This window comes from Cellulomonas sp. WB94, from assembly GCF_003115775.1.
In the GTDB taxonomy this organism is placed as follows: Bacteria; Actinomycetota; Actinomycetes; order Actinomycetales; family Cellulomonadaceae; genus Cellulomonas_A.
Genome location: NZ_QEES01000002.1, coordinates 1,751,762 through 1,778,534 on the forward strand (window position 1 = coordinate 1,751,762; position 26,773 = coordinate 1,778,534).

General features: G+C 73.2%; 28 protein-coding genes and 3 tRNA genes. 20 read left to right on the forward strand and 11 right to left on the reverse strand.

Going from position 1 to position 26,773, the window contains the following annotated elements; all coding sequences use genetic code 11:
• Positions 1–41: 41 nt before the first annotated feature.
• Together DDP54_RS09205 and DDP54_RS09210 are read left to right on the forward strand one after the other, a co-directional pair.
• The gene (locus DDP54_RS09205) at positions 42–983 is read left to right on the forward strand and encodes a TetR/AcrR family transcriptional regulator (protein WP_347338508.1); all 942 of its coding nucleotides are present in this window, start codon (positions 42–44) and stop codon (positions 981–983) included.
• A 75-nt stretch (positions 984–1,058) separates the two neighbouring features.
• Positions 1,059–3,140 (forward strand): acyl-CoA dehydrogenase, encoded by a 2,082-nt coding sequence (locus DDP54_RS09210; RefSeq protein WP_109131485.1) that lies wholly within the window; start codon positions 1,059–1,061, stop codon positions 3,138–3,140.
• 84 nt (positions 3,141–3,224) lie between these two features.
• Here DDP54_RS09210 and DDP54_RS09215 read toward each other — a convergent pair whose 3' ends face one another.
• Entirely contained in the window at positions 3,225–4,805 is a 1,581-nt protein-coding gene (locus DDP54_RS09215) for a glucoamylase family protein (protein WP_109131486.1), read from the reverse strand.
• A gap of 167 nt (positions 4,806–4,972) precedes the next feature.
• Between DDP54_RS09215 and DDP54_RS09220 the strand changes: the two genes are divergently transcribed.
• Positions 4,973–5,344, forward strand: a complete 372-nt coding sequence (locus DDP54_RS09220) for a hypothetical protein (protein ID WP_109131487.1) — start codon at positions 4,973–4,975, stop codon at positions 5,342–5,344.
• A 7-nt stretch (positions 5,345–5,351) separates the two neighbouring features.
• Here DDP54_RS09220 and DDP54_RS09225 read toward each other — a convergent pair whose 3' ends face one another.
• Positions 5,352–6,356, reverse strand: a complete 1,005-nt coding sequence (locus DDP54_RS09225) for a DUF2804 domain-containing protein (protein ID WP_109131488.1) — start codon at positions 6,354–6,356, stop codon at positions 5,352–5,354.
• 43 nt (positions 6,357–6,399) lie between these two features.
• Complete coding sequence (locus DDP54_RS18400; RefSeq protein ID WP_197711356.1) at positions 6,400–7,275, reverse strand: DUF2599 domain-containing protein; 876 nt, start codon at positions 7,273–7,275, stop codon at positions 6,400–6,402.
• 198 nt (positions 7,276–7,473) lie between these two features.
• Here DDP54_RS18400 and purL point away from each other — a divergent pair, with 198 nt between their 5' ends.
• The 6 genes from purL (at position 7,474) to purM (ending at position 14,855) form a co-directional block, all read left to right on the forward strand.
• Entirely contained in the window at positions 7,474–9,900 is a 2,427-nt protein-coding gene (purL, locus tag DDP54_RS09235) for a phosphoribosylformylglycinamidine synthase subunit PurL (protein ID WP_109131489.1), read from the forward strand.
• An 81-nt stretch (positions 9,901–9,981) separates the two neighbouring features.
• Complete coding sequence (gene rsgA, locus DDP54_RS09240) at positions 9,982–11,136, forward strand: ribosome small subunit-dependent GTPase A (protein WP_109131490.1); 1,155 nt, start codon at positions 9,982–9,984, stop codon at positions 11,134–11,136.
• 39 nt (positions 11,137–11,175) lie between these two features.
• Complete coding sequence (locus DDP54_RS09245) at positions 11,176–11,553, forward strand: sterol carrier family protein (RefSeq protein ID WP_109131491.1); 378 nt, start codon at positions 11,176–11,178, stop codon at positions 11,551–11,553.
• Positions 11,554–11,596: 43 nt separating this feature from the next.
• Positions 11,597–12,088, forward strand: a complete 492-nt coding sequence (locus DDP54_RS09250) for a histidine kinase (protein ID WP_242448312.1) — start codon at positions 11,597–11,599, stop codon at positions 12,086–12,088.
• A gap of 80 nt (positions 12,089–12,168) precedes the next feature.
• Entirely contained in the window at positions 12,169–13,716 is a 1,548-nt protein-coding gene (gene purF / locus DDP54_RS09255) for an amidophosphoribosyltransferase (RefSeq protein ID WP_109131492.1), read from the forward strand.
• Positions 13,713–14,855: a phosphoribosylformylglycinamidine cyclo-ligase gene (gene purM / locus DDP54_RS09260; protein WP_242448313.1), complete on the forward strand. Its 1,143-nt coding sequence runs from the start codon at positions 13,713–13,715 to the stop codon at positions 14,853–14,855. The genes purF and purM overlap by 4 nt, the downstream gene beginning before the upstream one ends.
• A gap of 27 nt (positions 14,856–14,882) precedes the next feature.
• On the opposite strand, the gene DDP54_RS09265 is transcribed toward purM, so the two are convergent.
• Positions 14,883–15,086 (reverse strand): DUF3073 domain-containing protein, encoded by a 204-nt coding sequence (locus tag DDP54_RS09265; RefSeq protein WP_109131493.1) that lies wholly within the window; start codon positions 15,084–15,086, stop codon positions 14,883–14,885.
• Positions 15,087–15,579: 493 nt separating this feature from the next.
• Between DDP54_RS09265 and DDP54_RS09270 the strand changes: the two genes are divergently transcribed.
• Both DDP54_RS09270 and DDP54_RS09275 read left to right on the forward strand, forming a co-directional pair.
• On the forward strand, positions 15,580–15,783 hold the full coding sequence (locus DDP54_RS09270; protein ID WP_109131494.1) for a BldC family transcriptional regulator: 204 nt from the start codon (positions 15,580–15,582) through the stop codon (positions 15,781–15,783).
• Between the two features lie 11 nt (positions 15,784–15,794).
• On the forward strand, positions 15,795–16,841 hold the full coding sequence (locus tag DDP54_RS09275) for a DNA-3-methyladenine glycosylase 2 (RefSeq protein WP_109131495.1): 1,047 nt from the start codon (positions 15,795–15,797) through the stop codon (positions 16,839–16,841).
• A gap of 4 nt (positions 16,842–16,845) precedes the next feature.
• Here the strand turns inward: DDP54_RS09275 and DDP54_RS09280 are convergent, their stop codons facing one another.
• From DDP54_RS09280 to DDP54_RS09290, 3 genes are all read right to left on the reverse strand, one after another.
• Positions 16,846–17,115, reverse strand: coding sequence for a DUF3618 domain-containing protein (locus DDP54_RS09280; protein WP_109131496.1), 270 nt, complete (start codon positions 17,113–17,115; stop codon positions 16,846–16,848).
• Positions 17,115–17,525 carry a phage holin family protein gene (locus tag DDP54_RS09285; protein WP_109131497.1) on the reverse strand — a complete coding sequence of 137 codons (411 nt, stop codon included), beginning with the start codon at positions 17,523–17,525 and terminating at the stop codon, positions 17,115–17,117. Before DDP54_RS09285 ends, DDP54_RS09280 begins: the two co-directional genes overlap by 1 nt.
• A gap of 111 nt (positions 17,526–17,636) precedes the next feature.
• A complete protein-coding gene (locus DDP54_RS09290) occupies positions 17,637–18,080 on the reverse strand; it encodes a phage holin family protein (protein WP_109131498.1) in 444 nt (147 codons plus the stop codon).
• A gap of 212 nt (positions 18,081–18,292) precedes the next feature.
• Between DDP54_RS09290 and DDP54_RS09295 the strand changes: the two genes are divergently transcribed.
• Positions 18,293–18,466 carry a CsbD family protein gene (locus tag DDP54_RS09295; protein ID WP_109131499.1) on the forward strand — a complete coding sequence of 58 codons (174 nt, stop codon included), beginning with the start codon at positions 18,293–18,295 and terminating at the stop codon, positions 18,464–18,466.
• Positions 18,467–18,576: 110 nt separating this feature from the next.
• On the opposite strand, the gene DDP54_RS09300 is transcribed toward DDP54_RS09295, so the two are convergent.
• From DDP54_RS09300 to DDP54_RS09310, 3 genes are all read right to left on the reverse strand, one after another.
• Positions 18,577–18,649, reverse strand: a tRNA-Phe gene (locus tag DDP54_RS09300).
• 39 nt (positions 18,650–18,688) lie between these two features.
• Positions 18,689–18,762: transfer RNA gene (locus DDP54_RS09305), tRNA-Asp, on the reverse strand.
• Between the two features lie 41 nt (positions 18,763–18,803).
• Positions 18,804–18,876: transfer RNA gene (locus tag DDP54_RS09310), tRNA-Glu, on the reverse strand.
• 109 nt (positions 18,877–18,985) lie between these two features.
• Between DDP54_RS09310 and DDP54_RS09315 the strand changes: the two genes are divergently transcribed.
• Positions 18,986–19,330, forward strand: a complete 345-nt coding sequence (locus tag DDP54_RS09315) for a metallopeptidase family protein (protein ID WP_109132478.1) — start codon at positions 18,986–18,988, stop codon at positions 19,328–19,330.
• Between the two features lie 11 nt (positions 19,331–19,341).
• Entirely contained in the window at positions 19,342–20,280 is a 939-nt protein-coding gene (locus DDP54_RS09320; protein WP_109131500.1) for an LLM class flavin-dependent oxidoreductase, read from the forward strand.
• Between the two features lie 77 nt (positions 20,281–20,357).
• On the opposite strand, the gene galE is transcribed toward DDP54_RS09320, so the two are convergent.
• Entirely contained in the window at positions 20,358–21,317 is a 960-nt protein-coding gene (galE, locus tag DDP54_RS09325) for a UDP-glucose 4-epimerase GalE (protein ID WP_109131501.1), read from the reverse strand.
• A gap of 102 nt (positions 21,318–21,419) precedes the next feature.
• On the opposite strand from galE, the gene DDP54_RS09330 reads away from it, so the two are divergent.
• From DDP54_RS09330 to DDP54_RS09355, 6 genes are read left to right on the forward strand one after another with little or no spacing between them, the layout of a single operon-like run.
• Positions 21,420–22,553 (forward strand): polyprenyl synthetase family protein, encoded by a 1,134-nt coding sequence (locus tag DDP54_RS09330; RefSeq protein ID WP_109131502.1) that lies wholly within the window; start codon positions 21,420–21,422, stop codon positions 22,551–22,553.
• On the forward strand, positions 22,553–23,443 hold the full coding sequence (locus tag DDP54_RS09335; protein WP_109131503.1) for a squalene/phytoene synthase family protein: 891 nt from the start codon (positions 22,553–22,555) through the stop codon (positions 23,441–23,443). Before DDP54_RS09330 ends, DDP54_RS09335 begins: the two co-directional genes overlap by 1 nt.
• On the forward strand, positions 23,440–25,155 hold the full coding sequence (gene crtI / locus DDP54_RS09340; RefSeq protein WP_242448314.1) for a phytoene desaturase family protein: 1,716 nt from the start codon (positions 23,440–23,442) through the stop codon (positions 25,153–25,155). Before DDP54_RS09335 ends, crtI begins: the two co-directional genes overlap by 4 nt.
• Positions 25,152–25,511, forward strand: a complete 360-nt coding sequence (locus DDP54_RS09345; RefSeq protein WP_109132480.1) for a lycopene cyclase domain-containing protein — start codon at positions 25,152–25,154, stop codon at positions 25,509–25,511. Before crtI ends, DDP54_RS09345 begins: the two co-directional genes overlap by 4 nt.
• Positions 25,508–25,864, forward strand: a complete 357-nt coding sequence (locus tag DDP54_RS09350) for a lycopene cyclase domain-containing protein (RefSeq protein ID WP_109131504.1) — start codon at positions 25,508–25,510, stop codon at positions 25,862–25,864. Before DDP54_RS09345 ends, DDP54_RS09350 begins: the two co-directional genes overlap by 4 nt.
• A complete protein-coding gene (locus tag DDP54_RS09355) occupies positions 25,861–26,739 on the forward strand; it encodes a prenyltransferase (RefSeq protein WP_109131505.1) in 879 nt (292 codons plus the stop codon). Before DDP54_RS09350 ends, DDP54_RS09355 begins: the two co-directional genes overlap by 4 nt.
• The last annotated feature ends 34 nt before the right edge of the window (positions 26,740–26,773 follow it).

Sequence of the window (26,773 nt, forward strand, 5' to 3'; positions counted from 1 at the left end):
TGGTATACCCGAAACCCACAGTACCTGATACCTTCGGTTTCGTGAGCCCCGTCACACCCGGACCGTCGACGCCGACGGACAACCTGCCGCCGCGGTCGACCGCGAGCGGTGCTGTCGCCATGGGTGCGGCCGCCAGCCCGTCCTCCACCTCATCCCCCCGCTCGCCGAGCGACGCGTTCGGGCTGACCACGCACCGGGACGACGCCGTCGACGGCCGCGCCACCCGGTGGGCCGACCACCGCGAGAGCCGCCGGGCCGAGTTCGTGCGGATCGCGCGCCGGACGGTCCACCACCACGGACCGGACGTGTCCATGGAGGAGATCGCGGCCGCGGCGGGCACCTCGAAGTCGATCGTCTACCGCTACTTCGCCGACAAGACCGGGCTGCAGATCGCGGTCGCCGAGGCCGTCGTGCTGCAGATCCGGGGCGCCCTCGAGGGTGTGCTGCGCGTCGCCCCGACCCCGCGGGACGGCCTGCGCGCCATGGTCGCGGTGTACCTCGAGATGATCGAGTCCTCGCCCAACGTCTACGCGTTCGTGACCCGCGACGGCTCGGTCGAGTCGGGCGGCCCGCTCGGGCACTTCCTCGACTCGGTGACCGCGCTCGTCGCGGCGCCGTTCGCACGCGGCCTCACCCACGACGACGGCACGGCGCTGCGGGTCGACGTCGGCGACGCGTCCGTCCAGCCCCCAGCCGGCGACTCCGGCCACACCGCGCTCGCCGAGGTCTGGGCAGCCGGAGCGGTCGGGTTCGTGCGGGGGGCCGGCGAGTGGTGGCTGGCCCACCGCGACGCCCCGGGCGCTCCGACCCGTGAGGCCCTCACCGCGCAGGTCGCCGCCTGGCTCTGGGCCGGACCCGTCGGGCTGCTCGCCCGCGACCGGGGCCGGGCGCCCACCGACGAGCCGCTCGGCGGTCCGTTGTCCGCCTCGGCCTTCACCGCCGACGCCGGGCTCCCGGACCTCGCACCCCCCGACCACCCCTGACCCGATCCGATCCAACCCCCCGCCCCGCCGACGATCGCTGCGACGAAGCTCCGACCACCCGACCGAGGAGACCCGATGACCACCACGACCGAACGTCCGACGCACAGCCGCCCGGCCGCCCGCACCCCTGAGCCGCGGGTCGACGTGGAGGCCCTCGCGCGGACCCTGCTGGGCCCGTACGCCGAGATGCGCCGCGGCGCTCGCGCCCTCGCGGGCGACCCCCGCTTCCAGCGCATCGAGGGCCAGCCGGTCGCCGAGCACCGGGCCCGCGTCCTCGAGCAGCTGCGACTCCTGGCGTCCGAGGGCGACGTGCTGCGCGCGTTCCCGACGGCGCTCGGTGGCCGGGACGACCACGGCGGCAGCATCTCGCGCTTCGAGGAGCTGATCGTCGCGGACCCCTCGCTGCAGATCAAGGCGGGTGTCCAGTGGGGGCTGTTCGCGTCGGCGATCCTGCACCTCGGCACGGCCGACCACCACGAGCGCCTGCTGCCCGACGCGATGTCCGTCGCGGTCCCGGGTGCCTTCGCGATGACCGAGACGGGGCACGGCTCGGACGTCGCGTCCGTCTCGACGACCGCGACCTATGACGCCGCGACGCAGGAGATCGTCATCCACACGCCGTTCCGCGCGGCGTGGAAGGAGTACCTCGGCAACGCGGCCCTGCACGGCACGGCGGCGGTCGTGTTCGCCCAGCTCATCACCCCCGACGGCCCCGGTGGGCGCTCGGTCAACCGCGGCGTCCACGCCGTCTACGTGCCCCTCCGCGACGCGGCGACGGGCGAGTTCCTGCCCGGCGTCGGCGGCGAGGACGACGGCCTCAAGGGCGGGCTCAACGGCATCGACAACGGCCGCCTGCACTTCGACCACGTCCGCGTGCCGCGCGCCAACCTGCTCAACCGCTACGGCGACGTCGCGCCCGACGGCACGTACTCGTCGCCCATCGCGAGCCCGGGCCGACGCTTCTTCACGATGCTCGGCACGCTCGTCCAGGGCCGCGTCTCGCTCGACGGCGCGGCGGTCAACGTCAGCAAGGTCGCGCTCGCCATCGCGGTCACCTACGGGAACCAGCGCCGGCAGTTCACCGGCGCCTCGGACACCGACGAGGTCGTCCTCATGGACTACGCCGAGCACCGCCGGCGCCTGCTGCCCCTGCTCGCCGAGACCTACGCCTCGGCGTTCGCGCACGAGGGGTTGCTCGCCCAGTTCGACACCGTCTTCTCGGGGCGTGACGACACCGAGGGGTCCCGCGCGGACCTCGAGACCATCGCCGCGGCGCTCAAGCCGAAGTCGACGTGGCTCGCGCTCGACGCCCTGCAGACAGCGCGCGAGGCGTGCGGCGGCGCGGGGTTCATCGCCGAGAACCGGCTCGTCGGGCTGCGTGCCGACCTCGACGTGTTCGTCACGTTCGAGGGCGACAACACCGTCCTGCTCCAGCTCGTCGCGAAGCGCCTGCTCGCCGACTACTCGCGGGAGTTCAAGGACGTCGACGCGGGTGGGGTCGCGCGCTACGTCGCGGGCCGGGCCGCCGACGCCGCCCTGCACCGCACGCCCCTGCTGCGCGCCGTGCAGACCCTGTCCGACGGCGGGCGCGTGCGCCGGTCCGCCGGCCAGCTGCGGGAGGCCGACACCCAGCGGGCGCTCCTGCACGAGCGCGTCGACGCGATGGTCGCCGAGGTCGCCCAGGCGCTGCGCCCCGCGACACGGTCGACCCGCGAGACGGCCGCCGCCCTGTTCGACGTGCACCAGCACGAGCTCATCGAGACCGCCCGTGCGCACGCCGAGGTCATCCAGTGGGAGGCGTTCACCGCGGCGCTCGAGACCATCGAGGACCCGGGCACGCGGCGTGTCATGACGTGGCTGCGGGACCTGTTCGGCCTCGTCGCGATCGAGCGCAACCTCGCGTGGTACCTCATCAACGGCCGGCTGTCGGCCGGGCGGGCGCGGACCGTCACGTCGTACATCGACCGCCTCCTGACCCGCCTGCGCCCGCACGCGCAGGACCTGGTCGACGCCTTCGGGTACGGACCCGAGCACCTGCGCTCGACGATCGCGACCGGCGTCGAGGCCGAGCGGCAGGACGAGGCCCGCGCGTACTACCGGGCGCAGCGCGCATCGGACGACGCACCGCTCGCGGAGAAGCTGCTCGGCAAGCGCTGACCGGCACGCCGACGGGCGCGGCACCCACCCCAAGGATTCCGGGGAGAGTGCCGCGCCCGTCGGCGTCGTCAGAGCGTCAGTGCGTCAGGGTGTCGGTGCAGCGACGAGCCCGGACCCGAACTGCTCGAGGGCGAGCAGCGGCTTCACGGTCTGCTCGACCGCACCTTTGGTGAACGCGTCGTGCAGCAGACCGTTGCCGAGCACGTTGCCGAGCGAGCCCATGATGATGCCCTGGTCGAGCGACAGGTAGCGCTCGGCCGCGGTGCCGCTGCGGGTCGCCACGGAGTCGTAGAAGCCGCCCGCACCGTAGGCGCCGAGGGTGTCCTCGATGCCGCGCAGGTTGTCGACCGTGGCGCGGGGGGCGTACGGCAGCGCGAGGAACGACGCGTGCGGCGTGACGACGCCGTCGCCGAACGTCGGGGTCGGGTTGGTCGCGTCGCGGCATCCTTCGTAGCCCTTGTCGACGTTGGTGCCCTCGATGTCGGACGGGTACCCGCCCGGGTCCATCCCGATCTCGTCGACGCCGTACACGCTGTAGCCGCCGAACGGGTTGCTCGCGGGGGAGAAGCCCCAGTAGCCGTAGCCGGCGTCGTTCAGGCCGTGCTCGATCTGCGCGCGGACCGCGAGCGGGTGGTTGACCCCCCAGCTCGCCGGGCCCCAGCTCGACTCGGGCACGAACAGGTCGGGCATGAGCTCCTCGAACATCGTCCCGCCCCACGTGGGCACGATGTGCATGCCGCGGTACGTGAACGCGCCCTCGAACACGTCGAGGCCCATGTAGCTGCGGGTCTCGCCGACCGGGCGCTGCTCGGGCCACGACCAGTCGCAGCTGGCCGGGAACGTGCGGTAGGTCCCGAAGTACGCGGCGGGCGGGATCTCGCCGCGGGAGACGCCGATGTACGTCACGATGCGAGGCTCGGAGTCGAGGATGTCGTAGTGGTTGCAAGTGAACTGCACCGGGGTGCCGTCGGGCAGGGTCCCCGGGCAGGCGTTCTGCGCCGGCGGATCGACCCAGAAGCCGCCGCGCACCATGCCCGGACGGGTCCCGCCGAACTGGTTCGCGTCGTAGAAGGTGCCGAAGTCCATCCCGGCGAGCAGCGCGTCGGCCTGCCTGCGCATCGACGGCTCGGCGTTGCGCACGACCATGAGAGCCGCCGCGAACCAGCCGTTGTCGACGCTCGAGAGGAACGGGTCGACGTGCTCGCCGCTCGGGAACGTCGTGAGCTTGGCGCCCGTGGCCTCGTCGTACCAGTTGTAGAACATCCCGCTCGGCTGGTGGCGCTCCATGGTGGACAGGGTCGTCAGGGTCCGGTCGAGCCGGGTGTGTGCCTCGCGGTGGCCGATGATGCCGAGCTTCTCCGCGACGACGGTGCTCCACAGGTACGCACCGATGTTGGTCGGCGAGGTGTACCCGGACCGCGACGCCGCGGACAGGTCGGCGTTGATGTTGTCGGCCGGGAGGCCGGTGCTCTCGTCGGTCATCGCCGCGAACGAGGCCCAGGTGTCGGTCGCCCACCGCTGGAGGTCCGCACGGTCCGCCCGGGTCAGCGAGTCGGTGCCGGTGGGCGGATGCTGTCCGCCGGAGCTGCCGGCCACGGCCGGTCCGGCGAGCGCGATCAGGAGGCAGGTCGATGCGGTGGCTGCCAGGACGGTGCGGAGTCTCATCGTTGAGTCCTTGTCGTCGGTGTCGGCACGAGGGACACCGGGCGCTCCACGCGCCGCACGACATCCTCGTCGTGTGACGACCATCACACCCGTTCGGGTGACATGCAACCGTTCGGGTGAACTACAGCGCCTGAACTACGATCCGGGGACCTGAGCCGGAGGACGCTGTGGACAACGAGATCGATCGCCTCGCACGCCAGGTCGCCGACGCGGCCGACGCGTGGCTGCGGGACCCCGTCGACGCGCACGTCTACGCGCGACTGGTGCGGGCGACCCTGGACTGGCGCGTCGTCGCGCGGTCGCCTGTCGGTCCTGCGCCGACGCCGCCGGCTGCCGAGGGGGCCGTCGACCTGGACGACGACGCGGCGGTCGAGATCGACGCAGTGCCGGTCGAACGCCGACCGCAGCGCCTCGACATGCTGCTCGGGGGCTTCGCCGACGAGCTGCGGGCGCGCACGGTCACGCAGCTGACCGAGCCGACCGAGCCGACCGAGCCGGCCAAGTCGGCCGAGCAGCCTGAGCCGACCCAGCCGGTCTAGCGCGCGCTCACCACCGGTTGCGCGCCTCCTCGGCCCAGCCCGTCACGCCGTCGACCCGCACGCGCGTGCCCGCGTCGTCGGCCATCCAACCCGTCCAGGTGCCGAAGCACTGGTGCGTCTCGGCGGCCACGACGAGCAGGTTCATCCGCGATGCGCGCTCGTGGAACGGCGTGAAGGTGAGGTCGACGCGCTCGCGGGCCTGGTCGTGGACGTGCCACGGCGCGAGCCAGTCGGCGCGGTCGTACTCCCACACGAGCTCGTCGGAGCACTTGTGCAGCCGGCCGCCCGCGAGCAGCGCGTTCTCGGTCGACCCGGTCCCGTCGGTCCAGCGCCCGCCGACCTGCACGCCGACGACCAGCCCGTCGACCGTGCCGCTGCCCGCACCCCAGTTCCATGACATCGAGTACGGCCAGCGTCCTCGGCCGTGGTCGAGGACGGCCCAGGATGCGTCGGCCGGGACGTCGTGGCGGACCCCGTCGACGACGAGCGTCCCGGACACGGGCCGCGCGACGTCCTTGAGCGTGTACTGGAACAGCCGGTCCGACCACGGCACGACGACGCCGAGCGACTCGTGCCCCTCCGGCACGCTCGCGACGAGGTCAACCTCGACCCGCCCGGTCGCCGCGCGCAACCGGGTGCCGAGGTCGCCGTCGTCGATCGTGATGTCGAGTCCCTTCGCGTGGGCCCGCACCGGCCCGCCGCCGCTGCTCGCGGGCAGCACGACCCCGCGCCCGAGCGGCACGACCGCGACGGTGTCCACCTCGACGCCCGTGACGCGGTCGAGCACCCACACCTGGTGCTGCGCGGCGTAGTCGAGATCGGCGACCGTGAGGGCGATCACGTGGGTCGGCGTGACGACTCCCCAGTACTCCCACCGCTTCGTCCGGCCCCACCCGGTCACCGCGGTGCGGTGCAGCGGGCTACGGGTCCAGCCGACGGCCGCCCGGTTCAGCCGGCCCGAGGACAGGCAGAGGTCGACGGGCTCGGTGATCTCGCGTTCGGTCGACGTCATCGTCGGCTCTTCCTCGGTCTGTCGGGTCGGTCTGTCGGGTCGGTCAGGTCGGGTTGCAGCGTGCCACGAGGGTGGCCATCGAACCGACGTCGGGCCGCCACGGCTCGAGGTTCCACGTCGCCTTGTCGGCCGCGCCGAGCGCGTGGCACAGGAACTGGTCGTGCATCGCGGTCGTGTCGGCGTCCGGCGCGAGCGCGACGACGGCCGCCCACGTCGCGTCCTGGGCGGCGAGCCCGCCCGCGCGCGCCCACGGGGTCGGGTCGACCGCGAGCGACCGCCCTCCCTCGCGCTCACCCCAGGTGGCCCTCGTGACCAGGGCCGTGCCGAACCACACGGTCGCCGTGCCCGACGTGGCGACCGTGGAGCCGACCAGCGCGCGGGAGACGACGACGCGCAGCCGCTGGGTGCCCGCCGCCTCGAACCGTGCGCGCACGAGCGTCCCGTCGTCGGTCGTCGCCGTCGGGCTCGCGAGCCCACCGGCGAACGCCCCCGCGGCGTCGTGCACGACGACCGACCCGTCGAGCTGCACCTCGAACGTCGTGCCCGGCGGGGCGGTGAGCTGGGCTGCGTCCGCCGGGAGCTCGGCGGGCAGCGGGATGCTCGCCTGGACTGATCCGTCGGGCTGCGGGGTGAGGGTCGGCCGGTCGGCCCGGAGCGTGAGCGCGAGGGTGCCCGACGTGAGTGGCGCATCGGTCCCGGGCGCGGCCTCGGCAGGGGCCGACGCGGACGGCGACGGAGACCCGGTGGACGGCGTCGCGCTCGCGTGCGGCGTGCCGGGGGTCGGGGTCGAGCCGCTGGCCACCGTGCACCCGGTGAGCAGCACGCCGACCAGGACGACGACCGTCGCGCAGAGCGGCGCACCCGGCCTCGAACGGCGTCGTGCCCGGGGGCTGCCGATCCTCAGGGCTGTCGTCTCCACCCACGAACGGTAGCGACTCGGGCGCTGCACGGATCAGCCCCCTCGTCGCCGCATCGCTGCGTCACCCGGCGATCACCCGGCGATCGTCCGGTGATCGTCCGGTGGGCGGGCGTCGACGTCCGGCCCCGGTGACCGCCGGTAACCTGGAGTCGTCTGCCGACGGACGACGCGCACGCCAGAGCCTGCCTGAGGGAACCGATGACCACCGAGCCCCGCACCGCCTCCGCTGCTTCTGCTTCCCGGCCGTCGGGGCACGTGTCCGACACCGTGGAGAACGCCGCCGCGACCCCCGACCTCGAGCAGCCGTTCGCCGCGCTCGGTCTCAAGCCCGACGAGTACCAGCGGATCCGCGACATCCTCGGGCGCCGCCCCACGGCCGCCGAGCTCGCCATGTACTCCGTCATGTGGTCGGAGCACTGCTCCTACAAGTCGAGCAAGACCCACCTCGGCCAGTTCGGCGACAAGACGACCCCCGAGATGAAGAAGCACCTGCTCGTCGGCATCGGCGAGAACGCGGGAGTCGTCGACATCGGCGACGGCTGGGCGGTCACGTTCAAGGTCGAGTCGCACAACCACCCGAGCTACGTCGAGCCGTACCAGGGTGCGGCCACGGGCGTCGGCGGGATCGTCCGCGACATCATCTCGATGGGTGCGCGCCCGGTCGCGGTCATGGACCAGCTGCGGTTCGGCGCGATCGACCACCCCGACACCGCGCGCGTCGTGCACGGCGTGGTGTCCGGCGTCGGCGGCTACGGCAACTCCCTCGGGCTGCCGAACATCGGCGGCGAGCTCGTGTTCGACGCGTCGTACCAGGGCAACCCGCTGGTCAACGCGCTGTGCCTGGGCGTGCTGCGCCACGAGGACATCCACCTCGCGAACGCGTCGGGCATCGGCAACAAGATCGTCCTGTTCGGGGCCCGGACGGGCGGCGACGGCATCGGCGGTGCGTCGATCCTCGCGAGCGAGACGTTCGACGACACCAAGCCGTCCAAGCGTCCGAGCGTCCAGGTGGGCGACCCGTTCATGGAGAAGGTCCTCATCGAGTGCTGCCTCGAGCTGTTCGCGGCGCGCGTCGTCGAGGGCATCCAGGACCTGGGCGCGGCGGGCATCTCCTGCGCGACGAGCGAGCTCGCGTCGAACGGTGAGGGCGGCATGGAGGTCGACCTCGAGACGGTCCTGCTCCGCGACCCGACGCTGACGGCCGGCGAGATCCTCATGTCAGAGTCGCAGGAACGCATGATGGCGGTCGTCACGCCCGACAAGCTCGACGCGTTCCTCGCGATCACCACGAAGTGGGATGTCGAGTCCGCGGTGATCGGCGAGGTCACGGGCACGGGCCGCCTCGTCATCCACCACCACGGCGAGAAGATCGTCGACGTCGACCCCAAGACCGTCGCGCACGAGGGCCCGGTCTACGACCGCCCGTACGCGCGACCGGCCTGGCAGGACGGCCTCAACGCGGACACGATCTCGGGGCCCGACGGCGCCGCGCGGGCCGCGCGCCCGGCGACGGCCGACGAGCTGCGGGAGACGGTCCTGCGCCTGCTGGCGTCGCCGAACCTCTCGTCGAAGTCGTGGGTCACCGACCAGTACGACCGGTACGTGCAGGGCAACACGGCGCTCGCACAGCCCGACGACGGCGGCGTCGTCCGGGTCGACGAGACCACGGGGCTCGGTGTCGCGCTCGCGACGGACGCGAACGGTCGCTACGCCAAGCTCGACCCCTACACTGGTGCGCAGCTCGCGCTCGCGGAGGCGTACCGGAACGTCGCGACGGTCGGCGCGCGGCCGCTCGCGGTCACGGACTGCCTCAACTTCGGCAGCCCCGAGCACCCCGACTCGATGTGGCAGCTCGTCGAGGCCATCCGCGGGCTGGCCGACGCGTGCCAGGTCCTCGGCGTGCCCGTGACCGGCGGCAACGTGTCCCTCTACAACGGCACGGGCGAACCGGGCCGCATCGACTCCGCGATCCACCCGACGCCGGTCGTCGGGGTGCTCGGCGTGATCGACGACGTCGCCGACGCGACCCCGTCCGGCTGGACGACCGCCGGCCAGAGCGTCTACCTGCTCGGCACGACGCGCGGCGAGCTCGACGGGTCCGCCTGGGCCGACGTCGTGCACGGACACCTCGGCGGACTGCCGCCGCGCGTGGACCTTGCCGCCGAGCGCCGGCTCGGCGAGGTGCTCGTGCGCGCGAGCCGCGACGAGCTGGTCGACGCCGCGCACGACCTCTCGGAGGGCGGCCTCGCGCAGGCGCTCGTCGAGTCGAGCCTGCGGTACGGGGTCGGCGTGAGCGTCGACCTCGAGCCGTTGCTCGTGCGCGACGACGTGACGCCGTTCGAGGCGCTGTTCTCGGAGTCGACCGCTCGCGTCCTCGTGGCCGTTCCCCGCACCGAGGAGGTCCGCTTCGCCGACCTGGCGACCTCGCGCGGTGTCCCGGTCATCCGGATCGGCGTGACGACCGACTCCTGCGTCCCGGGTGCCGGTGCGGGCCTCGGCTCGGCGGCCACCGACGACGGCGACCACTCGCACGAGCCTGCGGTCGAGGTGCAGGGCCTGTTCACCCTGCCGCTCGGCGAGGCCCGCGAGGCGTTCACGCGGACGCTGCCGGCGTACTTCGGGTAGCACCGGGACGGGCGTCGGCGGTGCGCTGTCGCGGAGATAATTCCGTGGCCCGCCGCCGGTGCACCGACCTACCGTCGCGGCATGACAGACGACGCGGCGAACGACGCGACGAGGAACGACGCGACGACGGGCGCGCGCGGTGACGCGGCTCCTGCGGACGGTGGTGTGCCCGAGCACCCGCGCGTCGCGGTGGCGCGGGTCGTTCGCGTCGACCGAGGCGCCGTCAGCGTGCTGCCCGGTCGCGGCACCGGCACCGGCGACGGCAATCACCTCGATGACCTCCATGCTCACGACGCGGGCGTGCTCCGCGTCGACCTCGACCGCGACGGCCTCGTACCGTTCGCGGACGGCACCCGGCGGCCGGCCGCGGTCGGGGACTGGCTCGAGGTCGGCGAACGTGCCGACGGCGCCCCGCACGTCACGCTCGCGCGGGACCGCCGCACGGCGCTCGTCCGCGACACCGCGGGCGCCACGTCGGACGTCCAGACCCTCGCGGCGAACGTGGACGTGGTGCTCGTGGCCGAGCACCTCGACCCCGACCCGTCCCTCGGGCGCGTCGAGCGGCTGCTGACGCTCGCGTGGCGATCGGGGGCCACGCCGGTGGTCGTGCTCACGAAGGCCGACCTCGTGCCCGACCCGGACGGCATGGCCGCCGAGGTGGCCGGGGTGGCGATCGGCGTCGACGTGCACGCCGTCAGTGCGGTGCGGGGCGAGGGTCTCGAGCCGGTGCGGGCGCTGCTGGGCCCGGGCGTGACGCTCGTCGTCGTCGGTCCCTCGGGCGCGGGCAAGTCCACGCTCGTCAACGCGCTAGCCGGGTCGGAGGTCATGGCGACCGCGGAGCGTCGTGCGGACGGTCGCGGTCGGCACACGACGACGCACCGTGAGCTCGTCGCACTGCCGGGTGGTGCGGTGCTGATCGACACCCCGGGCCTGCGCGGGGTGGGTCTCGTGGCCGATGCCGCGGCGCTCGAGGTCACGTTCGCCGACGTCGAGGAGCTCGCCGCGCGCTGCCGGTTCGCCGACTGCGCGCACGGGACCGAACCGGGCTGCGCGGTGCGTGCGGCGCTCGAGTCGGGTGAGCTCGCCGAGCGACGCCTCGACAGCTGGCGCCGGCTCATGCGCGAGGCGGCGTTCCAGGAACGGCGGTCCGACGCGCGGCTCGCTGCCCAGGAGCGCGCGCGGTGGAAGCGGATCACGGTCGAGCACCACCGCCAGCAGCGCGGCGCCCGGCGCTGACCGGGGCACCGCCGACCGTCGCTGCGGCATGATCGGGGCATGCCGCCCCGTCGTCGCACCGAGCCGGCCGACGGCCGCGCCGCGCTCGCCGTCTGGCGCGCCGACCCGTCGGGCGTCCCCACGCCGGCTCGCCGCACCGCGGTGCGCTTCACGCTCGAGGAGCTGGCCGACGTCGCCCCCGGGCACACCGTCGAGGTGCGCGTCCCGCCCGACGCCGCGGTCCAGGCCGTCGAGGGACCGCGGCACACGCGCGGCACCCCGCCCAACGTCGTCGAGACCGACCCGCAGACGTGGCTGTCCCTCGCGACCGGGACCCTGTCCTGGGCCGACGCGGTCGCCTCGGGTCGCGTGCGCGCGTCCGGCGAACGCGCCGACCTCACGGCCTACCTCCCGCTGCAGGCCGCCCGACCGCGCTGACCCCGCGCTGAGCAGACGGCGAGGCGGTGGCTACCATCGGGGCGTGACCCTGCCCGACGAGCCGACCGACGGCCCTGCCGCGACCGACAGCCCTGCCGCGGCCGACGGTCCCGCCGCGGCCGACGGTCCCGCCGCGACCGACGGCCCCGCTGCGACCGACGGCCCCACGTCGGCCGACAACGCCGCCCCGACGACGGGTGCGCAGCGGCTGCAGCCCGACGGCGCAGTGTCGGACGAGTCCGCGGTGCCCGACGAGTCCGAGCTCGAGCGCGTCGCCGTCCCCGCGACCGTGCGTCGTGCCCCGAAGTTCGGCGCGTTCATCACGGCGGGTGCGCTGGTGGGCGCGCTCCTCGGGCTCGTCCTCGTCGTCGTGACCTCGTCGCCCGACACGGTCTCGGGTGACGGGTTCATCTCGTTCCTGGGGGGCGACGGCACCGTGCGGCTCCTGACGGCCTTCGCGCTGGCGGTGCTCGGCGGGCTGGTCGGGGGAGCGCTCGCGGTGGGCGCGGACCGGCGCAGCGCCCCTCGCCGCTGACCCGACCACGTCGTCCTGCCGGCCTGCCCACCCAACGGGCGCCGGGCGTCTCCCGGGAGGGCGTGTGCGACCATGGTCACGTGGCCCTTCGCGGAGACGGACTTCTGACCCACGACCTCCTGCCAGGCGAGAAGGGTCCCCAAGACGCATGCGGCGTCTTCGGGGTCTGGGCGCCAGGCGAAGAGGTCTCCAAGCTCACCTACTTCGGTCTGTACGCGCTGCAGCACCGCGGCCAGGAGTCGGCCGGCATCGCCACCTCGAACGGCGAGCAGCTCCGTGTCTACAAGGACATGGGCCTCGTGTCGCAGGTGTTCGACGAGACGTCGCTGAACGCCCTGACGGGGCACATCGCGATCGGCCACACGCGCTACTCGACGACGGGCGCGAGCACGTGGGAGAACGCGCAGCCCACCCTCGGCGCGACCGCGGGCGGCACCATCGCGCTCGGTCACAACGGCAACCTGACGAACTCGGCGGAGCTCGTCGAGCTCGTCGCCGAGCGGTACGGGCCGTTGCGCCGCGGCGAGCTCGCCCGGGGCAACACGACCGACACGGCCCTCGTCACCGCGCTGCTCGCGGGCGACCCGGACCACACCCTCGAGGCCACCGCGCTCGAGGTCCTGCCGCGGCTGCGCGGCGCGTTCTGCCTCGTCTTCATGGACGAGCACACGCTGTACGCCGCGCGGGACCCGCACGGCGTCCGCCCGCTCGTCCTGGGCCGCCTCGAGCGCGGCTGGGTCGTCGCGAGCGAGACCCCCGCGCTCGACATCGTGGGCGCGTCGTTCGTGCGGGAGGTCGAGCCGGGCGAGCTCATCGCGATCGACGCGGACGGTCTGCGCAGCACCCGGTTCGCGCCGGTCGAGCGTGCCGGCTGCGTGTTCGAGTACGTCTACCTCGCGCGTCCCGACACGTCGATCGCGGGCCGTTCGGTGCACGCCGCCCGGGTGGCGATGGGTCGCCGGCTCGCGCAGGAGCACCCCGTCGACGCCGACCTGGTCATCCCGGTCCCCGAGTCGGGCACGCCGGCCGCCGTCGGGTACGCGGCGGAGTCGGGCATCCCGTTCGGTCAGGGCCTGACCAAGAACGCCTACGTCGGGCGCACGTTCATCCAGCCGTCGCAGACCCTGCGCCAGCTCGGCATCCGGCTCAAGCTCAACCCGCTGCGCGAGGTCATCCGCGGCAAGCGGCTCGTCGTCGTCGACGACTCGATCGTGCGTGGCAACACCCAGCGCGCGCTCATCCGGATGCTGCGGGAGGCCGGTGCGGCCGAGGTGCACGTCCGGATCAGCTCACCGCCGGTCAAGTGGCCGTGCTTCTACGGGATCGACTTCGCGTCGCGCGCCGAGCTCATCGCGAACGGGCTGGGGGTCGACGAGATCGCCGCGTCGCTGCAGGCCGACTCGCTCGGCTACATCTCGACCGAGGGCATGATCGCGGCGACCGAGCAGCCCGCGTCGCAGCTCTGCGCGGCCTGCTTCACGGGTCGCTACCCGATCGAGCTGCCACCGGCCCACCGGCTCGGCAAGTTCCTGCTCGAGCAGAGCGAGCTGCCGCTGGGCAGCCCCGAGGACGGTCTCGCGACGCTCGTGAGCGGCGTCGGCGGCGCCGGCGCGCTGGACCACCCGTGAGCGCGTCGGTGGGTCGGGGCCCGACCGCCCCCGTGACGTACGCCGGCGCCGGTGTCGACACCCACGCGGGCGACAAGGCCGTCGAGCTGATGAAGGACGCCGTGCGTGCGACGCACGGACCCCAGGTCCTCGGCGGGGTCGGCGGCTTCGCCGGCCTGTACGACGCGTCGGTGCTGCTGCGCTACCGCCGACCGCTGCTCGCCACCTCGACGGACGGCGTGGGCACCAAGGTCGCGATCGCCCAGGCCCTCGACATCCACGACACGATCGGCTTCGACCTCGTCGGCATGGTCGTCGACGACATCGTCGTGGTCGGTGCGCGGCCGCTGTTCATGACGGACTACATCGCGTGCGGTCGCGTCGTCCCCGAGCGGATCGCGGGGATCGTGCGCGGCATCGCGGCGGCCTGCCAGGTCGCGGGGACCGCGCTCGTCGGCGGCGAGACGGCCGAGCACCCGGGGCTGCTGGGGCCCGACGACTACGACGTGGCCGGTGCGGCGACGGGCATCGTCGAGGCCGACGAGCTGCTCGGCCCGGACCGCGTGCGCGCGGGTGACGTGCTGGTCGCGCTCGGCTCGAGCGGGCTGCACTCCAACGGGTACTCGCTCGTGCGCAAGGTCGTCGAGGTCGCCGGGTGGGGGCTCGAACGGCACGTCCCGGAGCTCGGTCGCACGCTGGGCGAGGAGCTGCTGACGCCGACGCGCGTCTACGCGTCGGACTGCCTCGCTCTGGTCGAGCGAGCGTCGGGTGGCGTGCACGCGTTCAGCCACGTGACCGGCGGCGGGTTGGCGGCGAACGTCGCGCGCGTCCTGCCGGCTGGACTGGTGGCGGAGGTCGACCGTGCGAGCTGGCTGCTGCCGCCGGTGTTCGGGCTGGTGCAGGCGCTCGGCTCGGTCCCGTGGTCGGACCTCGAGAACACCCTGAACCTGGGGGTGGGCATGGTCGCGATCGTCGCGCCCGAGGCGGTCGACGGCGTCCTGGCCCACTCCGCAGAGCTGGGCCTGCCGGCCTGGGTGCTCGGGAGCGCGCGTGACCTCGACCCGGTTCGGGACGTGGCCACGGACAGCGAGCTGGTCACGGGGACGAAGGGTGTGCACGGAGGCGCTGTGCGCCTCTCGGGGCGGTACCGGACCACCTGAGGTGGTGCCGGTGACCGCCGGCCGAGATCAGCTGTCGTCGCGCCACGGCCCGCTGTCGCGAGGCCGTTCCGGGTCTTCCGTGTCGACAGCGCGGCGGCTGTCGGTCACGACATCGTTGCGGCCATGCGACGTGAGCTCTTGCTCGAGAGCTCGGTAGTTCGTGTCGGGGCTGAAGTACTTCAGCTCCCTGGCTACCTTGGTCTGCTTAGCCTTCTGACGGCCGCGCCCCATGGCATCGACCCCCTCTTACGTGGAAGCGGGGCGGCTCCGTGCGTACACGTGCGGCCCCGGGGTGCTGGAATCGTCTCTTCGTGGGGCAACGGTACATGCTCCGCAGGTATTCCGACCACTCGCGACCCACGCCCGCCCGTGGGCCTCCGGCCGACGCTCCGTTGCCGGGCCGCGAGGGCGATCGAAGCGTGGTATGGGTCACGTCCGGTCGGGCTTGGCTGACCGGTTGGTAGGGATTACGCTGATGTGTAACGTTCCACACCACGCCCGACGAGGTGTTGGTGAGAAAGCGTAACCAAATCGTGTGCCGATATGCGGCATGCTCGGTGATACGTCATGATATGAGGGCGTACTGCAGGGGGGTCGGGTTGCGTCGGGCACCTCGTGCTCGCTCACGGTCTCTCGGGTTCGCGCGTGTGTCGCGTTCCTCTGAACTCGACAGACTCGGTTGTCGTAGCCGCGGCCGCCGAACCCTAGCCCTGGGAGGCACTACATGTCCGGACACACCGCGGAGTCTGAAACGCTCCTCACACCGTCTGAGGTCGCCACACTGTTCCGCGTGGACCCCAAGACGGTCACCCGGTGGGCCAAGGCCGGCAAGCTCTCCTCGATCCGCACGCTCGGCGGGCACCGCCGTTACCGTGAGGCCGAGGTTCGCGACCTGCTCAACGGGATCCCGAGCCAGCGCGAGTCCTAGCCTCGACGAATGTGATCAGTTCGACAGGGTCCGGCCCCTGGACCCGGGTCACCCTGGAGCTGCTCCACACGCCACCGTTCGACGCGACGTCGTGGTTCCGACACGTCGCTGACCGTGCAGTTCCCGGTCTCGAACGAGTGACCTGGGCGCAAGCCGCCCCGTGCGTCTCCGGATCGACCCCGTCGTCGAGTCCGTCGCAGGCGCAGCCTCAGCTCTCCCCGCACCGCCACTCGGTCACGCGTCTGCTGAGCGCGCCGAGCGGTACCGCCGTCGCGCACGTGCACCTCGCTCCCGACGGCTCAGCCGTCACTGCCGACCTCGACCTCGCGTCCTGGCCGGACACGTCGGACCAGGCGTGGGTCGTCGAGCGACTGCGCCGATGGCTCGACCTGGACACGGACCCGACCGAGGTCTCAGCGGCCCTCGGCGCCGACCCCCTGCTGGGCGACCTGGTGTCCGCGCGTCCGGGCCTGCGCATCCCGGGCACGGTCGACCCGTTCGAGATCGCGGTGCGCGCCGTCGTCGGCCAGCAGGTGTCGACGGCTGCGGCGACGACCGTCGTGGGCCGGATCGTGGCAGCGCTGGGTGAACCCGGTCCCGAGGGGCTGCACCTGTTCCCGACGGCGTACCAGCTCGCGGCGGTACCCCTGGAGGCGCTGCGTGCGTTCGGCCTCAACCGGGGCCGCGCCTCGACCGTCGGGGTCGTGGCCCGCGCCGTGGCCGACGGCCTTGCGCTGGACCACGGGTCGGACCCGTCGGCCGTCCGTGCCGCGATGCTCGCCCTGCCCGGCATCGGACCCTGGACCGCCGACTACGTCGTGCTGCGCGCGCTCGGCCACCCCGACGTGTTCCCCGCCGGGGACCTCGTCCTGCGGTACGCGATGGCGCAGCTCCCCGGGGGCTCGGGCCAGGCCGTCACTATCCCGGACGCGCGTGACCGGGCCGACTCATGGCGACCGTGGCGAGGCTATGCCGCCCAGCACCTCTGGTCCGCGTGGGCGGCACGACCGCGGCCTCGCATCCCGACGCCGCGCAGGAGTCCTACGGTCGAGGCGTGATCGGTCAGCGCCGGCGCGCGATCGCGCTGACGACGATCCCCAGGGCCGCCACGCCCGCGCCGAGCACCACGCGCGCACGCGTCTTCGCGGACGGGTCGGCGCCCGGGTCGGTCCCGATCGCGTCCCGCACGAGCCGTCGGCCCTTCTCGGCGGCCTGACCGGCCTGGTACCGCGGGTCGAGCCGCGTGGACAGCTCCTCGACGGTCTCCGCGAGCTGCGCGCGGGTCGCGGCGAGCTCGGCCTCGAGCGCGGCGATCTTCGGTTCGGTGGCCATCAGCTCAGACCTTCCTTGACCGCGTCGACGTCCTTCTTGACGTTCGCGACGGTGCGCTCGGGCTTCGTGGCGCCAGCCTTCAACCGGTTGCGTCCGACGAGCGCCAGAGCGGCGGTCAGGGCCAGCAGCACGAGCGACACGATGAGGCCCGCGAGCCACGGAGCGACCGCGTTCGACAGTCCCATGATCGCCGTGGCGATGAGGGTCGCGAACGCGAAGAACCCGAACAGGCCCGCGGCGACGAACAGGCCGGCCCCGATGCCCGCCGCCTGGGCGCGCGCCGCCATCTCCGCCTTGGCGAGCTCGATCTCGGCATGGACGAGCCGTGCGCCCTGCTCGCTCAGTCGGCCGATGAGCTCACCGATCGACTGGTGGTCGTTCGTCGACGGGTCGTGCGTCCCGGTGACCATGTGCCCTCACCTCTCGTCCGGACTCTGCTGTGCGTGCCGTGCGTCCACAGTCTGTCGGACAAGGCGCCGACCTGCGAGGTCAGTCGGCGTTCGACATCGGTCCGCGAGGGGTCAGTCGGCCCAGGGGTGGACGAGCTCGTCGGCGTCGGGGGCCGGGTGCGGTGCCGGCGGCGTGCCGCGGACGGGAGCCGGGAGGCGGCTGCGACCCAGCGCCGCGAACGCCGCACCGCCGAGGATCAGCACGAGTCCGACGATGAGCGCGGAGAGCCACAGGCTGACCGCGTGGGCCAGGCCGACGACGGCCGCCGTGAGGAGCAGGGCGATCCCGAAGAACGTCAGGAGCGCCGCGGCGCCGAACGCCAGCGCGCTCGGGCGGATCTCGACGGCGCGGGCCTTGACCGACCGGCCGACCGCGTCGACCTCGGACTTGATCGACGACCGGACCTTGTCCTCGACCTGCGTGATCTTGTCGCGGGCGATGTCCGTGAACGGCTCGGTGAAGCGGTCGAAGAAGCGTGAGCCGCGCGGGCGCTCGGCATCGGGCGTCTGGTTCACGGGTGGTCCTCCGTCGGATCCGATGGCGCGCGCAGAGCGCGCGGTGTCGCTCCTGCCAGCGTAGGTGCGCCGTGCGCGGGACCGGGGATGACATGCCACAACGGGACGATCTTGCTCACCTCGTGGGATCGGGGGAGCCGCTCCCGACGCGCGCGGTCGCGGATGTCGGGTTAGCGTCGAATGACCTGATCCGACCACGAGGAGGAAGCACCATGGGACTCGACGACAAGATCGCCAACGCCGCGGAGCACGCCAAGGGCACCGCCAAGGAAGCGGTCGGCGACCTGACGGACAACGAGCGCCTCGAGGCTGAGGGCAAGCTCGACCAGGCGAAGGCCGACGCGAAGAAGGTCCAGGAGGACATCAAGGACGCGTTCAAGGACTGAGCGTCGGGTGGGCCCCGGTCCCGTCCCTGTGGCGGAACCGGGGCGACCCCCGAACCGAGACGCGAACGACGAAGCCCCGCGCCGAGTTCCTCCGGGCGGGGCTTCTGATGTGGCCACTGGCAGGGTCGAACTGCCGACCTTTCGATTTTCAGTCGAACGCTCTACCAACTGAGCTAAGTGGCCGAACCGACAACGCCCGGCCAGATGACCGGGCGTTTCGAGCGACCCCGACGGGACTTGAACCCGCGACCTCCGCCGTGACAGGGCGGCGCGCTAACCAGCTGCGCTACGGGGCCTTGTGGTGAGACAAGGTACCTGACGTACTGCGTACTGCTCGTACCCCCAACGGGATTCGAACCCGTGCTACCGCCGTGAAAGGGCGGGGTCCTGGGCCGCTAGACGATGGGGGCTCGACCGCCCCCGACGTCGAGGCGTCTTCAGACCGGAGTCGAGCATACGGTCTGTCGGCCCGAACTCCAAAGTCGGGACCCGCAGGGCCATGATGGACGCGTGGTCGACATGTCGCGCGAGGACTTCGAGGATGCCGTCCGGGATGCCCTCGACGAGATCCCGGCCGAGCTGGCCGCACAGATGGACAACGTCGTCGTGCTGGTCGAGGACGACCCTCCGGAGGGCGAGCCCGACCTCCTCGGCGTCTACGAGGGCTTCCCGCTGACCGAGCGCGGCGAGTTCTGGGCGACCGGTGCGCTCCCCGACAGGATCACGATCTTCCGCAACCCGACGCTGTCGATGTGCGAGGACCGCGACGAGGTGGTCGACGAGGTCGCCATCACGGTCGTCCATGAGATCGCGCACCACTTCGGGATCGACGACGATCGACTGCACGAGCTCGGCTGGGCCTGAGAGGACGCGCCATGGGTGAACCGGTACGGATCGGGATCGTGCTCCTGCCGCAGGACAGGTGGGCGGTCGCGCGCGAGAAGTGGCAGCGCGCCGAGGCGTACGGGTTCGACCACGCCTGGACCTACGACCACCTGTCGTGGCGCACGCTCGTCGACGAGCCGTGGTTCGCCACGGTGCCGCTGCTCGCCGCGGCTGCCGCGGTGACGGAGCGGATCGGTCTCGGCACGTGGGTCGCGTCGCCGAACTTCCGCCACCCCGTGCCGTTCGCCAAGGACGTCATGGGGCTCGACGACGTGAGCGGCGGCCGGTTCCTGCTCGGTCTCGGCGGCGGGGGCGAGGGGGCCGACTCGACGGTTCTCGGGCCGGCCGCCAGCCGCGGGGAGCGCACGCGGCGGTTCGCCGAGTTCGTCGGGCTGCTGGACCAGCTGCTGACGCAGCCCGTGACCGAGCACGCGGGCGAGTTCTACGAGGCCCACGGGGCCCGCATGCTGCCCGGGCCGATCGCGCGGCCGCGCGTCCCGTTCGTCATCGCCGCCAACGGGCCACGCGCGATGGCGCTCGCCGCGCAGCACGGCCAGGGTTGGGCCACCTACGGCCCGACGTTCCTCGAGGAGGGCGCCCCGGTGGGCACGCCGGCCCAGGCGCAGGAGCGCTGGTGGGCCGGCCTGGCGGAGCTCGTGCACAGCTTCGACCATGCGCTCGCCGCGCACCGCGCACTCACGTCCGAGCGTGTGCCGCCCGTGCGGCGCTACCTGAGCCTCGACGGCGCACCGGTCTTCTCGCTCGAGTCGGTCGAGGTGTTCGTCGAGGGGGTCGAGCGGGCGGTGCAGCTCGGGTTCACGGACGTGATCGTCCACTGGCCGCGTGCCGACGGGGTCTATGCGGGTTCGCAGGCCGTGCTCGAACGCGTCGTGGACCGGTTGCCCGAGCTGCGCGCGTTGGGCCGCTGAGGGCCATGCACGCGACGGCGTCGCGATGCGCCCCGGCCGCGCGCGCCCCTGGCGTGCGGAGCCCGGGTGTCGCGGCGTCAGTGCGAGCTGCGGGCCTCCCACGCGCTCGCGACCATGTCGGTCAGCGAGTGGCGCATCTGCCAGTCGAGGTCGCGCGCGGCGAGCTCGCCCGACGCGACGATGCGCGCGGGGTCGCCGGCCCGGCGGGGGGCGGTCTGCGGCTCGAAGTCGACGCCCGTGACCTGCGCGACCGCCGTCATGATCTCGCGGACCGAGACGCCGTCGCCGCTGCCGAGGTTGTAGACGCGCTCGAGGGGCCGGCCCTCGGCCAGCGCCCGGGCGGCGGCGACGTGCGACACGGCGAGGTCGGCGACGTGCACGTAGTCCCGCACGCACGTGCCGTCCGGCGTCGGGTAGTCGGTGCCGTTGATGCGCGGGGTGCGGCCCTCGGCGATCGCGTCGAGCACCAGCGGGAAGAGGTTGTGCGGGCTCGTGTCGTACAGGTCGGGGGTCGCGGAGCCGACGACGTTGAAGTACCGCAGCGAGGTGTGGCGCAGCCCTGCGGCGACGGCCTGGTCGCGCAGGAGCCACTCGCCGATGAGCTTGGACTCGCCGTAGGGCGACTCGGGAGTGGTCGGGGTCTGCTCGGTCACGAGGCTCGTGTCGGGCGTGCCGTAGACCGCGGCGCTCGACGAGAAGACCATCGCGTCGACGCCCTGCGAGCTCATGGCCTCGAGCAGGTGCGCGGTGCCGGTGACGTTCTGCTCGTAGGTGTGCAGCGGTCGCTGGACGGAGACGCCCGCGTACTTGAAGCCCGCGAGGTGCACGACGCCGACGACGCCGTGGCGGACGATCGTGTCCGCGACGAGGTCGGTGTCGAGGATCGACCCGCGCACGAGCGGCACGTCCTCGGGGACGAACTCGGCGTGCCCGCTCGACAGGTCGTCGAGGACGACACATCCGAGCCCGACGGCGCCGAACGCCTGGACGACGTGCGATCCGATGTATCCAGCTCCGCCGGTGACCAGCCATGTCATGCTGCGAACCATACCGATTGGGGCGGCGACGTGAGCGTGATCGGGTGGCGGACACGAAATTGCTCAGTATGCTGAGCAACTCGGAGGCCGAGGAGGGTTCAGGTGCGGGAGAACAGCGGGACGCTGGGTGCCCGACGGCGCGGAGGCTCTGACACCGCGCCGCGTCCACCCGAGACGGCCGGGCTGCGCGCCGACGTCGACGCCGCGATGGTCGAGACGAACCGGACGCTGCGGCGGTTCCTGAGCGAGCGCCGCGCGCAGGCGCTGGCCGTGGCCCCGGCCTACGCCGTGCTCTGGGAGGCCGTCGCGGACCAGGTCGGGGGCAAGCTCGTGCGACCCCGCCTGACCGTCGCGTCGTACCTAGGGTTCGGCGGGACCGACGTGAGTGCCGTCGCGTCGGTCGCAGCCGCCCAGGAGCTGCTGCACACCGCGATGCTCGTGCACGACGACGTGCTCGACGCCGACGAGATCCGGCGCGGCGCCCCCAACATCACCGGCACCTACCGCGCACGGCTCGCGGCGGACGGCGTCGTCGGCGCCGCGGCGGAGCACCAGCTGCTCGGGGCCGGCCTGCTGGGCGGTGACCTGGCGCTGTCGGCCGCGTTCGAGCTGCTGGCCTCGTCGTCCGCAAGCCCGGCGATCGTCGTCGAGGCGGTGCGGGCGCTCGCCCGGACGGTCGCGACGACCGTCGCGGGCGAGCTCCTCGACGTCGAGGGCGAGCTGCTGTCCCCGTTCGCCGTCGACCCGCTGCTCGTCGCGGAGCTCAAGACGGCGATGTACTCGTTCTGCGGCCCGCTGCAGGTCGGCGCGCTGCTCGCGCACGCACCGGCGTCCGCCTCGGTGCACCTCGACCGGTTCGGCAGCTCGATCGGCGTCGCGTTCCAGCTCGTCGACGACGAGCTCGGCGTGTTCGGGGCACCCGCGGCGACCGGCAAGTCGGTCCTCTCCGACCTGCGGGCCGGCAAGCGCACCGAGCTGCTGCGCCTGACGTACCTGCTCGCGGACGACGAGGGCCGCGCGGTCCTCGCCCGGCACGTCGGTGACCCCGATCTGGACCACGACGGCGCGGACGAGGTCCGGCGCGTCATGCTGCGGTGCGGGGCGCGGGACCGCGTGCGCTCGCTCGCTGCGGGGGCCGCGCGGTCGGCGCGCCAGACGGCGACGGAGCACCTGCCGCCACCGCTCGCGGACTACCTCAGCACCTTCGTCGACGAGCTCGGAGAGCGGAACCACTGATGGGACACCCCCCGACAGACCCCGATGACCGGGCCAGACGCCTCTACGACCTGACCGCGGCCCGGGCGGGTCGCGCCGTCCTCGCGGGCTACTCGACGTCCTTCGGGCTGGGCTCGCGCCTGCTCGGCGCTCGCCCGCGCGCCGACATCGAGGCCGTCTACGCGCTCGTGCGGATCGCCGACGAGATCGTCGACACGTACCGCGGGCCCGACGCCCGAGCCCTCCTCGACGAGCTCGAGGCGCAGACGGCCCGGGCGCTCGAGAGCGGGTACTCGACCAACCTCGTCGTGCACGCGTTCGCGGCGACCGCGCACTGGACCGGTATCGGCCACGACGAGCTCGACCCGTTCTTCGCGTCGATGCGCACGGACCTCACGGTGCGGGTGCACGACCGCGCGAGCTACGAGGCGTACGTGCACGGCTCGGCGGAGGTCGTCGGCCTCATGTGCCTCGCGGTCTTCCTCAACGCGGACCGCCTGCCGGGGGAGCCCGTGCGTCGGGGCGACGAGCGGCTGCGCGCGGGTGCGCAGGCGCTCGGGGCCGCCTTCCAGAAGATCAACTTCCTGCGCGACCTGGGCACCGACGCGGGCGGGCTCGGGCGCAGCTACTTCCCGGGCGTCGCGCCCGGGTCGCTGACGCAGGCGCAGCTCGACGCGATCGTCGGCGAGATCGCCGCGGACCTCGAGACCGCGCGCAGCACGCTCCCCGACCTGCCCCGGCGGGCGCGCTATGCGGTGGACGCGACGTCGGCGCTCTACGAGCGGCTGCTCCACCAGATCGCCTCGACCCCGCCGGACGAGGTGCTCACGCGGCGCGCGCGGGTCGGGACGCCGCGCAAGCTCGCCGTCGTGGCCGGCGCCGTCGCGCGGCAGTCGCGGGGGCGCTCGTGAGCGGGGACCGTTCGGTGCGGCCGGGCGGTCGGGCCGGGCGCGTCGTCGTCGTGGGCGGCGGGATCGGCGGGCTCGCGACGGCAGCGCTCCTCGCTCGCGGCGGTGCCCTGGTGACGCTGCTCGAGCGGCACGACGCCGTCGGCGGGCGTACCGGAACCGTCTCGTTCGACGGTTTCCGGTTCGACACGGGGCCGTCCTGGTACTTCATGCCCGAGGTGTTCGAGCACCTCTTCGCCCTGCTCGGCGAGCGCGTCGAGGACCATCTCGACCTCGTCCGGCTCGACCCCGCGTACCGCGTCTTCCCCGAGCCCGTCGCCGGCCGCACCGCGCAGACCCTCGACGTGGTGGCCGACGCCGAGACCAACTGGCGCACGTTCGACGCGCTCCAGCCCGGCGCGGGCGAGGCCATGCGTGCCTACGTCGCGGCCTCGGGCGACGCCTACCGCACCGCGCTCGACCACTTCCTGTACACGACGTTCGCGCGGCTGGACCGGGTGGTCTCGGCCGACGTCGTGCGGCGCTCCGGGACGCTCGTCGGGCTGCTGACGCAGACGCTCGCCGCGCACGTCGCCAACACCGTGAAGCATCCGGTGCTGCGCCAGGTGCTCGGCTACCACGCGGTGTTCCTCGGGTCGTCGCCGTACCGGGTCCCGGCGCTGTACTCGCTCATGAGCCACCTCGACCTCGGCGACGGCGTCCGGTACCCGCGCGGTGGCATGTACACGCTCATCGAGGCGCTCGAGCGGATCGCGCGCGCGAACGGCGTCGAGATCCGCACGGGCGCCGACGTCGCCGCGATCGAGGTCGAGCCGACCCCCCGGTCCTGGCGGCACCCCCGTCGCACCGGGGTCGCGCGCGGCGTGCGGCTCGCGTCGGGCGAGGTCGTCGAGGCCGACGTCGTCGTGTCCGCGGCCGACCGGCACCACACCGAGACCGTGCTGCTCGGCGCCGAGCACCGGTCGCTGCCCGCGTCGTGGTGGGAGGACCGCGGTCCCGGCATCTCGTCGCTGCTCATCATGGCCGGCGTGCGCGGCGAGCTGCCCGAGCTGCCCCACCACTCGCTGTTCTTCACGCGGGACTGGGAGGGCAACTTCGAGGACATCCTGGGTCCCGGTGGCCCTGAGTCGCCGAGCTCCGACCCCGACGACCTGCGCGTGCCGGACGCCGGGTCGCTCTACGTCTCCCGGACCTCCGCGACCGAGCCCGGCACCGCGCCGCCCGGTCACGAGAACCTGTTCGTCCTCGTCCCGTTCCCCGCCGACGCGCGGCTCGGCGCCGACGAGACCGGCGCGTACTCGCGCGCGGCGCTCGAGGCGCACGCGGACCGCTACCTCGACCAGATCGGCCGCTGGGCGGGCATCCCCGGCCTGCGCGACCGGGTCGTGACGCGGCGGGTCGTCGGTCCGGCGGACTTCGCCCGGGACTTCTCGGCCTGGCGCGGCAGCGCCCTCGGGATGGAGCACACGCTGCGGCAGAGCGCGATGTTCCGGCCCGGCGACGCGTCGGCGCGCGTCCCCAACCTCCTGCACGTCGGAGGTGGCACGATCCCCGGTGTGGGCCTGCCGATGTGCGCGATCAGCGCCGAGCTCGTCGTGAAGCGGATGCTCGGCGAGACGTCCGCGCACCCGCTGCCGACACCGTTGCGCCCGGGGTTCCTCGCGTCGGCGCGCGCGGACGGGGTGTGGGGTCGGGTCGTCGGGCGCCGGACGTGACGGGGTTCGCGTACCTCGGAGCCCTCGCCTTCTCGCTCGGCGGGCTCGCCCTGCTCGACCGCAGGTTCCGCCTCGCGTTCTGGTCCGACGGGCGCCGGGCGGCCGCGAGCGTGGGGATCGGTGTCGTCGGGTTCCTCGCGTGGGACCTCGCGGGGCTGGGGCTGGGGATCTTCGCGCGTGGGGACAGCCCGCACATGACGGGGCTGCTCATCGCCCCCGAGCTGCCCATCGAGGAGGTCTTCTTCCTCACGCTGCTCTGCTACGTCGCGCTGCTCGCGTGGCGGTGGTTCGACCAGACCGCGCGGATGCGGGCCATGGCCGGCAGAGACTCCGTCAGCGGGGACGGGGTCCGGTGACGAACCTCACGCTGAACATCGCCGTCCTGGTCGTTCTGCTCGCGGTCTCGGTACCGGTGCTCCGGCGCCTGCGCGGATGGCCGGTCATCGGCACGATCGCCCACCTGGGCATGCTCACGCTGATCTTCGACACGCTGATGATCGGCGCCGGGCTGTACGTCTTCGACCCGGACAAGATCGTCGGCATCTACCTGTGGGGAGCCCCGCTCGAGGACTTCGCCTACGCGATCGCCGCCGGGATCGCGATGCCCGTGCTGTGGACCGTGCTCGGGCGTGGGAGTCGGCGTCGCTCCGCCCCGACCGGCCCGTCGGACGTCGAGAAGCCGCACGGCGTCGAGGGTCCGCCCGCGTGAGGCAGGTGCTCGCGGCGTCGCGCCCGTTCTCCTGGATCAACACCGCCTTCCCGTTCGCGGCCGCCTACCTCATGGCCGCCGGCGGGCGGGTCGACGCGACGCTCGTCGTCGGGACGTTGTTCTTCCTCGGTCCGTACAACCTGCTCATGTACGGGGTCAACGACGTGTTCGACTACGCGTCGGACCTCCGCAACCCGCGCAAGGGGGGGATCGAGGGCGGCCTGGTGGCGCCGGCCGAGGCCGCCGCGGCGCACCGACGGATCCTCGTGGCCTGCGCGGTCACGACACTCCCGTTCGTGGCCTGGCTCGTCACAGTAGGGTCCGGCGGAGCGGTCGCGGCGAACCTCACGCTGCTCGGCGTGCTGTTCCTCGTGGTCGCGTACTCCGCCCCGGTCCTGCGGTTCAAGGAGCGACCGGTGCTCGACTCGGCGACCTCGGCGATGCACTTCGTCGGGCCCGCGCTGTACGCGCTCGTGCTGGTCGGTGCGGACCTCGGCGCGCGCACCGTGTGGCCGGTCCTGGTCGCGTTCACGGCGTGGGGGATGGGCTCGCACGCTTTCGGTGCCGTGCAGGACGTCCGTGCCGACCGCGAGGGTGGGATCGCGTCGGTCGCGACGGTGCTCGGCGCGCACGCGACGGTCGTCGCCTCGACCGTCGCCTACGTGCTCGCCGCGGCGGTCCTCCTCGCGGTGCCGTGGCCGGGGTGGCTCGCCGCGCTGCTGCCGCTGCCGTACGCGGCCAACGCCGCCGCCTTCTGGTCGGTGCGCGACGAGGACTGCGAGCGGGCCAACCGGGGCTGGCGCCGGTTCCTCTGGCTCAACCTGGTCACAGGTTTCCTGGTGACGATGCTGCTGATCGCAACAGCCCGCACCTGACGACCCACGCTCCCGTCCCGCCGCACCCGACCCC

What these genes read in the sequence shown, in the direction of transcription:
- DDP54_RS09270 (WP_109131494.1), top strand. Translation starts at nt 15,580, where the DNA reads ATGTCCGGACACACCGCGGAGTCTGAAACGCTCCTCACACCGTCTGAG.
- galE (WP_109131501.1), bottom strand. Translation starts at nt 21,317, where the DNA reads ATGACATGGCTGGTCACCGGCGGAGCTGGATACATCGGATCGCACGTC.
- DDP54_RS09315 (WP_109132478.1), top strand. Translation starts at nt 18,986, where the DNA reads ATGTCGCGCGAGGACTTCGAGGATGCCGTCCGGGATGCCCTCGACGAG.
- DDP54_RS09225 (WP_109131488.1), bottom strand. Translation starts at nt 6,356, where the DNA reads ATGACGTCGACCGAACGCGAGATCACCGAGCCCGTCGACCTCTGCCTG.
- DDP54_RS09280 (WP_109131496.1), bottom strand. Translation starts at nt 17,115, where the DNA reads ATGGCCACCGAACCGAAGATCGCCGCGCTCGAGGCCGAGCTCGCCGCG.
- DDP54_RS09295 (WP_109131499.1), top strand. Translation starts at nt 18,293, where the DNA reads ATGGGACTCGACGACAAGATCGCCAACGCCGCGGAGCACGCCAAGGGC.
- DDP54_RS09285 (WP_109131497.1), bottom strand. Translation starts at nt 17,525, where the DNA reads ATGGTCACCGGGACGCACGACCCGTCGACGAACGACCACCAGTCGATC.
- DDP54_RS09245 (WP_109131491.1), top strand. Translation starts at nt 11,176, where the DNA reads ATGCCGCCCCGTCGTCGCACCGAGCCGGCCGACGGCCGCGCCGCGCTC.
- rsgA (WP_109131490.1), top strand. Translation starts at nt 9,982, where the DNA reads ATGACAGACGACGCGGCGAACGACGCGACGAGGAACGACGCGACGACG.
- DDP54_RS09320 (WP_109131500.1), top strand. Translation starts at nt 19,342, where the DNA reads ATGGGTGAACCGGTACGGATCGGGATCGTGCTCCTGCCGCAGGACAGG.
- DDP54_RS09215 (WP_109131486.1), bottom strand. Translation starts at nt 4,805, where the DNA reads ATGAGACTCCGCACCGTCCTGGCAGCCACCGCATCGACCTGCCTCCTG.
- purL (WP_109131489.1), top strand. Translation starts at nt 7,474, where the DNA reads ATGACCACCGAGCCCCGCACCGCCTCCGCTGCTTCTGCTTCCCGGCCG.
- DDP54_RS09335 (WP_109131503.1), top strand. Translation starts at nt 22,553, where the DNA reads ATGGGACACCCCCCGACAGACCCCGATGACCGGGCCAGACGCCTCTAC.
- DDP54_RS09265 (WP_109131493.1), bottom strand. Translation starts at nt 15,086, where the DNA reads ATGGGGCGCGGCCGTCAGAAGGCTAAGCAGACCAAGGTAGCCAGGGAG.
- DDP54_RS09210 (WP_109131485.1), top strand. Translation starts at nt 1,059, where the DNA reads ATGACCACCACGACCGAACGTCCGACGCACAGCCGCCCGGCCGCCCGC.